Raw genomic sequence first — 6,000 nt, 5'->3', positions numbered from 1 at the left:
GTGCTCGACAATGAATTGTAGATGGCGATGACGCGAGCCAGGTGTCCGCGTTCGTACCCAGGCTGGGTTTCCAAAATCGCCAGCTCCGTTTGGCTGCGTGCAAACCCAATATCAAGTTGCGCCGAGCGAGCGACCCAAATAGCGCCTGCGATAGCGATCAGCGGCACGGCCAACCAAGCGTATTCCAGTTTGCCAAACAAACGAAAAACGAGATAGTTCAGCGGTACCAACGCCAGCAGGTAAAACCCAAGCGAGCGGACCACCAACGAGGATGGCGGGATCACGATCCCTGATTCGTTCCGCAAAATGGTCTGAGTCAGATCGACCGCGTCGCTGGCGCTATTCCATCCGCCAATGCCCATCACCGGATCGACTCGGGTCCATTGATCGCGCGACAACATCGTCTTGGCCGGTATTTTTTCCGATTTTGTTGCCTTCGCCGCGGCGGTGTCCTCGTCCGCTTTTTGGCTCGGAGTGGATGGTTCGCCCGCCAATGGATCGGGCATGCTTGGATCGGGCATGCTTGGGGCGAGCAGTGCATCGCGAGTGGCGATACGAAACGTGGTATTCATCGTGGGGTCGGCATCGTACCGCTGAAAATCAACGTACTGGTGTTTCAGTAAAACATCGGCATCAATCGCGACAAATTGGCGTCGCGGCCGCTGCAAAATCACGGCGTTAAAGAAGCTGTTGTAGGAATCCCAGTTCGAAATCCAATCGCTCATCAGATCAAATCGCGACTGCACGACGCGGCCGCGACCGATTCTGCGTTGCAGGATCAGGTTGCCGGTTCCCGTGACATCGTCCGCATCGGCGGCAAGGTTTCCATCGACCGCAACCCGAGCGGTCTCGCTCTGCAGCAGTGCCGATTGTGCTTCGGTCGATCGATCGGTTTTGACGGACCACGTCTTCAGCAATTCGGTGGCCGATTCGGGGGCCAGTTCGATGTTGCCACGTGGCAGCAGCGGCAACAGATCCACAAGCGGCGAGTCGGCGATGGCATCGGATCCATCAGCACCGTTGACGATCAATTGGCCGCCAAAATGGATCCAGTCGGCAATCGCAGTGGTTTGTCCCGGAGTCAGCGAATCGGCGGAGATATCGTCCCACAACACCACCGCGGTGCTGGTCCAATCAAGCATCGTTTCGGCGATCGGCAGCACTTCGTCGGTGTCGGGGATGACGATTCGATAATTCGCTGCCTTGCTCGCGAATTCAGCTTCCGAGCGATACGGACGCTGCCAATCGGCACCAATCAATTTCGCGAATCGTTCGGGACGATTCGTCAAGATGATAAAAAAGTATTCTTCCTGGGAAAGAAACTGGAACACGTCGGGCTGCGAGTCATACACCAACCCTCGACCGCCCGAATACAGTTGGCTTGAGAGAAAGACATTTTTGGAATCGCCACTCGGCAGCGGAGCGAGGTTGCGATAATCAAACCGCCGTTGTTGCCCCTTGGGCAGCACGATGGGGCGGACGTTGACCAATGCATTGCGAGGCGTTTGAGAATCGGGGCTCGATGTTCTCCCCAATCTTGCCCAGCTTTCCAATTGTCCGCGTACATCCTCGCGGTTGCTCTTAAGTACTTCCGAGGCCGAGAACCAATGGCCAGGCTTGATCCCGCCCCCGATCGGTGCACTATCGGCGGGAAACGCTTGAGCGGGCGCGGACGTAAAATCAGGCAGTGCCGCCTTTTTCTTTTCTTCTTCTTCGGCGCTGGGGGTTGAACGACATCCATCGCAGCCCACGATCAGCGTGCTACACAGAAGGGCCAACAAGAGTGGAAAACGCGGCATGAAAAAATCTGGCAGGCGAAAGAAGGAAATGCAACACGATCCGGCGGAACTACCACCCCATGACCATATTGGATTCAATCGCCTTGCGTGCGTGTTCCAGATCGCTGCCGGTTTCCATTCGATACAAACGAATCGCATTCACCTTGTCACCCGAAGAACGACTCAAGCATTCGCGAGCCACCGCACACGGATTCAGGTCGGGGGTGGTGAGCCCGAGCACGCCCTTGCTGATCACCCATGTATCACGAGGCCGCTTGGTCAAACGGGCGATTTCATCGTAGGGATAGGCGTCCGCCACCACCGCACGAGCCGCCTTTTCATCCTCGGCCCATGTGATGATGATATGAGAGTTGGTTTCAACCTCGAAAAGCGGCATGGGTAAAGGTCCTTCGGAGAGAGGGTCAGCGTGTCTATCGGCAACGCGTCAATCGGCAAATCAACGAGCAAAGGGATCGGGCGGCAGAGGGATCGGACGGCAGAAAAAATTTTCCGCCAAGCATCGGTAGTGCATGATACCGACGACGTGAATCGCTGGAAAGTTTTTGGACGGTTGTTTTCGATGGTTTTATTGGTTTCCTTGTCATACCCCAGGCGGGTCTGCAAAACCAGCCAGCCCGTTACAATGGATTCAACCGCAGATACGCCCTTTTTTCCAAACGCAACCGATGATTTATCTTGACAATCACGCGACCACGAGCTGCGATCCGCGGGTCGTCGATGCGATGTTACCATGGTTGTCCGAGGATTTTGGGAATCCTAGCAGCGGATCGCATGAAATGGGACGCACCGCCGCAGCGGCCGTACAGCAGTCAGCGGCAACGATCGCATCGATATTGAATGTTCCTTCCGAGTCGGTGATCTTCACCAGTGGTGCGACTGAGAGCAATAATTTGGCGATTCGCGGTGTTTGCCTGCATCCTCGCCAAAAAAAACGCCATCTCGTTTCGGTGACCTCCGAACACCATGCCGTGTTGGATGTCTGCGATGATCTGCAGCGGGATGGATTTCGTGTGACGCGAGTCCCGGTCATCCCGCACGGCCACGATTCGAGCGGAATCGTCGATTTGGACCAACTCGCCGAAGCAATCGATGACGACACCGCGATCGTTTCGGTAATGTGGGCGAACAACGAAATCGGCTCGATCGCTCCGATGAAAATCATTGCAGACATTTGTCATTCCCGGGGTGTATTGCTACACAGCGACGCGACGCAGGCAGTGGGGCGAATCCCGGTGGACCTGCTCGATACAGACGTCGATTTGCTAAGTGCGGCCGCACACAAATTTCATGGCCCCAAGGGCAGCGGTTTACTGGTGGTCGGCAACGGCAACCGACGAGTACGCCTGAGGCCTCAAATCGTCGGTGGCGGACAACAGCAAGGACTGCGCAGCGGCACGCTGAATACCGCCGGGATTGTGGCGATGGCGACGGCACTACATTTGGCAGTTGATGAAATGGAAAGCCATCACGAGCGGATCGGGCAAATGCGAAACCAGTTGTTCCAACTGCTGTGCTCGGGAATCGATGGCATCCAATTCAATGGAATTCCACTCGCTTCGCAGCACCGATTGGCAGGCAACTTGAATCTGCAACTTGAATCGATCGAGGGCGAAGCGTGGATGGCGGCAACGCCGTCGGTCGCATTCAGTAGCGGCTCGGCGTGTAGCAGCGTTGATGCGAAACCGAGCCATGTGTTGACCGCCATTGGACTCAGCGAATCCGAGGCGAGACGAAGCGTACGATTCGGGATCGGGCGGTTTAACACCGATCAACAGATCCATCAGGCGGCAGATTGGTTGATCGAATCACACGCCAAATTGCGTCGATTGACCTAGTTGCCAATCGAACGAAACAAGCAATTCGAATTATTAGAAACAAGAGAACGTGTTTTATGAGTGGTGAAGGATCAATCACACGCTTTGGGGTGTTGGGAACGGGGCGGATTACTCGGCGATTGGTCGCCGACATTCAATCCACCGACGGCGCCGAAGTCACTGCGATCGCAAGCCGAACGAGCGAACGAGCTCGTTGGCATGCCGATCAATATGGCATCGCGGCGGCGGTTGAGGGTTACGAGTCGCTCTTGGTCCGTGACGATGTCGATGCCGTGTATGTTGCCTTACCGCCATCGATGCATGCGGAATGGGCTATCGCCGCAGCGAAGGCAGGCAAACACGTGTTGTGCGAAAAACCGCTAACGCTTTCCACCAAACAATCGCTTGCCGTTCACTTGGCCTGTGAAGCCCACTCGGTTCGCCTGCTCGACGCAACAGGATGGTTGCATCACGAGCGGACCGAAATGTTTCGTCGCTGGTTAGACGAAGGACGGTTTGGAAAAATTGGACACATCAGTGCTGCGGTTTCGTTTTTCCGTCCTTTCATCACCGGCGAACATCGACTGGACCCGGCATTGGGCGGTGGATGTTTGCTGGATCTCGGTTGGTACGTCTGCTCATTAGCAAGATTTATTGCGGGCGGGTTGCCTAACCGTGTGGTCGCCGGACGCGTCGTCCGGCAAGGCGTCGCACAGCGGATTACGGCGATGATGTGGTTCGACCATGACGTGACCGCAACGCTGTCCTGTGGTTACGACACGTCGACGCGAAAGTGGTTCGAAGTTGCCGGCAGTGACGCATCGCTGGTGTGCGATGATTTCACTCGTCCATGGCATGACCGTCCCGCCCGCTGCTGGATCCATGATGCAACCGGAGGCGTCGAGCAGTTTCCATTCGAAGGCAACCAAGAACGTCGTATGATCGCGAAATTTATTAGCGACGAGCCTCTCGATGTCTATCAGCAACAAGCACTCGATACCCAGCACATGATCGATGCGATCAACGAATCGGTGGAACTTGCCCACGACGAGATGTGAGCAGGCCACCATCACAACCCGACGCTTGAGATTTAGAGTTGCGATTTTGTATAGAGGGGCCAAGCCCCGGAAGTTTAGGCACGGTTCGGAAACATTTTGAAATGACGAATTTATTTCCGAACGTTTGCTTACCTAGGGCCTGAGACAACCAATCAATTGCAGCGCGAACGGCCCGGCGGTTTGTTCTTTGGGTCGCGGAGTGTCGCGGCTCTCTACAGCGACAACTCACTCGCGGCGGCCTCGTCCAGGACGAACGTCGCGCCGGGGTGCTGCTGCAGCCACGATGCGGGAATCTCTTCGCTGGCTGCTTCCTGCAGCGAACGCCGCACCGCTTCGGCTTTCCCTTCGCCGGTGGCCAACAAGAGAATCTGTTTCGCTTCCAGGATCGTGCCAATCCCCATCGTGATCGCAGTCTTAGGCACCTCGTCCACCGAAGCAAAGAAGCGAGCATTCTTTTCGATCGTCGACGGCGTCAACTCGACCACGCGTGTTCGTGTGGACGGCAACGATCCGGGTTCGTTAAAGGCGATGTGCCCATTGTGACCGATGCCCAATAATTGCAGATCAATCCCCCCGGCTGCAGCGATTTGTGCTTCGTACTTGATCGCATGTGAGACAGGATCACTCGCACCTCCCTCGGGAACAAACGTGTTGTTGGGATCGATGTCGATGTGATCAAACAATTCGGACTGCATAAAGTAGCGAAAACTCTGAGGGTGCGTTCCGCTGAGTCCGATGTATTCGTCCAGATTAAAAGAGGTAACGTTTTTAAACTGCACTTTACCGGCTCGGAAATCTTCGACGATGTTCGCATACGTCGCGGTGGGTGTTCCGCCGGTTGCCAACCCCAGCACGATTGAGGGTTTCGCGTTGACCGCTGCGACGATCATGTCTGCCACCGTTCGCGATGCAGCCGCCGCATCCCGACAAACAATAACCTTGGCAGAGTGGGCATGAGCAGAGAGAGAGGCAGGCTTGTTCATGACATTCCTAGAGTTAAACGATCTCGTTGTCGACACTTTGGACCACGTCGATCAAAAGGGTAGACCAATCGCCATGGGCGCGAACTGCGTGTGTCATTAGGTCGCGTTTTTCAGGATTGACAAACACGCGAACCCGTTTGACTTGATCGTCGAATTGTTGACGCGCTAACGCGCGAGCGACTGGCGAAACGTTCGCCAGCGTGACACCGATTGGCGGCCGGCTGTGGGTGACTGTGTCTGGGCTATCCGCGCCGCCGCTGACATCCACGTCACTTGCGGCACGATCAAAGCTGCCATCACGCAGGATCACGTCGACATTGATGTCAACCTCAAGCTTAACCGGCGG

Annotated in this window: 6 protein-coding genes and 1 pseudogene; 3 read left to right on the top strand and 4 right to left on the bottom strand. The window is 55.8% G+C overall.

From position 1 onward, the window contains the following. Both ABX962_RS27700 and ABX962_RS27695 read right to left on the bottom strand, forming a co-directional pair. On the bottom strand, positions 1-1,799 hold a 1,799-nt coding region (locus ABX962_RS27700), incomplete at its 3' end, for a hypothetical protein (protein WP_372724293.1). Positions 1,800-1,848: 49 nt separating this feature from the next. Next, positions 1,849-2,175, bottom strand: a complete 327-nt coding sequence (locus ABX962_RS27695; protein ID WP_339936419.1) for a DUF6793 family protein — start codon at positions 2,173-2,175, stop codon at positions 1,849-1,851. 30 nt (positions 2,176-2,205) lie between these two features. Between ABX962_RS27695 and ABX962_RS27690 the strand changes: the two genes are divergently transcribed. The 3 genes from ABX962_RS27690 to ABX962_RS27680 are packed head-to-tail and all read left to right on the top strand — an operon-like array spanning position 2,206 to position 4,671. After that, positions 2,206-2,478, top strand: a complete 273-nt coding sequence (locus tag ABX962_RS27690) for a hypothetical protein (RefSeq protein WP_372724291.1) — start codon at positions 2,206-2,208, stop codon at positions 2,476-2,478. After that, the gene (locus ABX962_RS27685; RefSeq protein WP_372724289.1) at positions 2,465-3,634 is read left to right on the top strand and encodes a cysteine desulfurase family protein; all 1,170 of its coding nucleotides are present in this window, start codon (positions 2,465-2,467) and stop codon (positions 3,632-3,634) included. Before ABX962_RS27690 ends, ABX962_RS27685 begins: the two co-directional genes overlap by 14 nt. Positions 3,635-3,690: 56 nt before the next feature. Beyond that, the gene (locus ABX962_RS27680; protein ID WP_339936415.1) at positions 3,691-4,671 is read left to right on the top strand and encodes a Gfo/Idh/MocA family oxidoreductase; all 981 of its coding nucleotides are present in this window, start codon (positions 3,691-3,693) and stop codon (positions 4,669-4,671) included. A gap of 212 nt (positions 4,672-4,883) precedes the next feature. Here ABX962_RS27680 and nagB read toward each other — a convergent pair whose 3' ends face one another. Next, on the bottom strand, positions 4,884-5,654 hold the full coding sequence (gene nagB / locus ABX962_RS27675) for a glucosamine-6-phosphate deaminase (protein WP_372724287.1): 771 nt from the start codon (positions 5,652-5,654) through the stop codon (positions 4,884-4,886). A 13-nt stretch (positions 5,655-5,667) separates the two neighbouring features. Continuing rightward, positions 5,668-6,000: pseudogene (locus tag ABX962_RS27670) on the bottom strand (hypothetical protein); the annotation flags it as partial.

It is taken from the genome of Novipirellula sp. (assembly GCF_041583735.1).
Lineage (GTDB): Bacteria > Planctomycetota > Planctomycetia > Pirellulales > Pirellulaceae > Novipirellula.
The sequence above is the reverse complement of the archived record's forward strand: the minus strand, read 5'-3'. Positions and strand labels throughout refer to the sequence as shown.

Excerpts from the sequence above, each read along its gene's own strand:
- ABX962_RS27695 (WP_339936419.1), bottom strand. The coding sequence starts at position 2,175 with ATGCCGCTTTTCGAGGTTGAAACCAACTCTCATATCATCATCACATGG.
- ABX962_RS27685 (WP_372724289.1), top strand. The coding sequence starts at position 2,465 with ATGATTTATCTTGACAATCACGCGACCACGAGCTGCGATCCGCGGGTC.
- ABX962_RS27680 (WP_339936415.1), top strand. The coding sequence starts at position 3,691 with ATGAGTGGTGAAGGATCAATCACACGCTTTGGGGTGTTGGGAACGGGG.
- nagB (WP_372724287.1), bottom strand. The coding sequence starts at position 5,654 with ATGAACAAGCCTGCCTCTCTCTCTGCTCATGCCCACTCTGCCAAGGTT.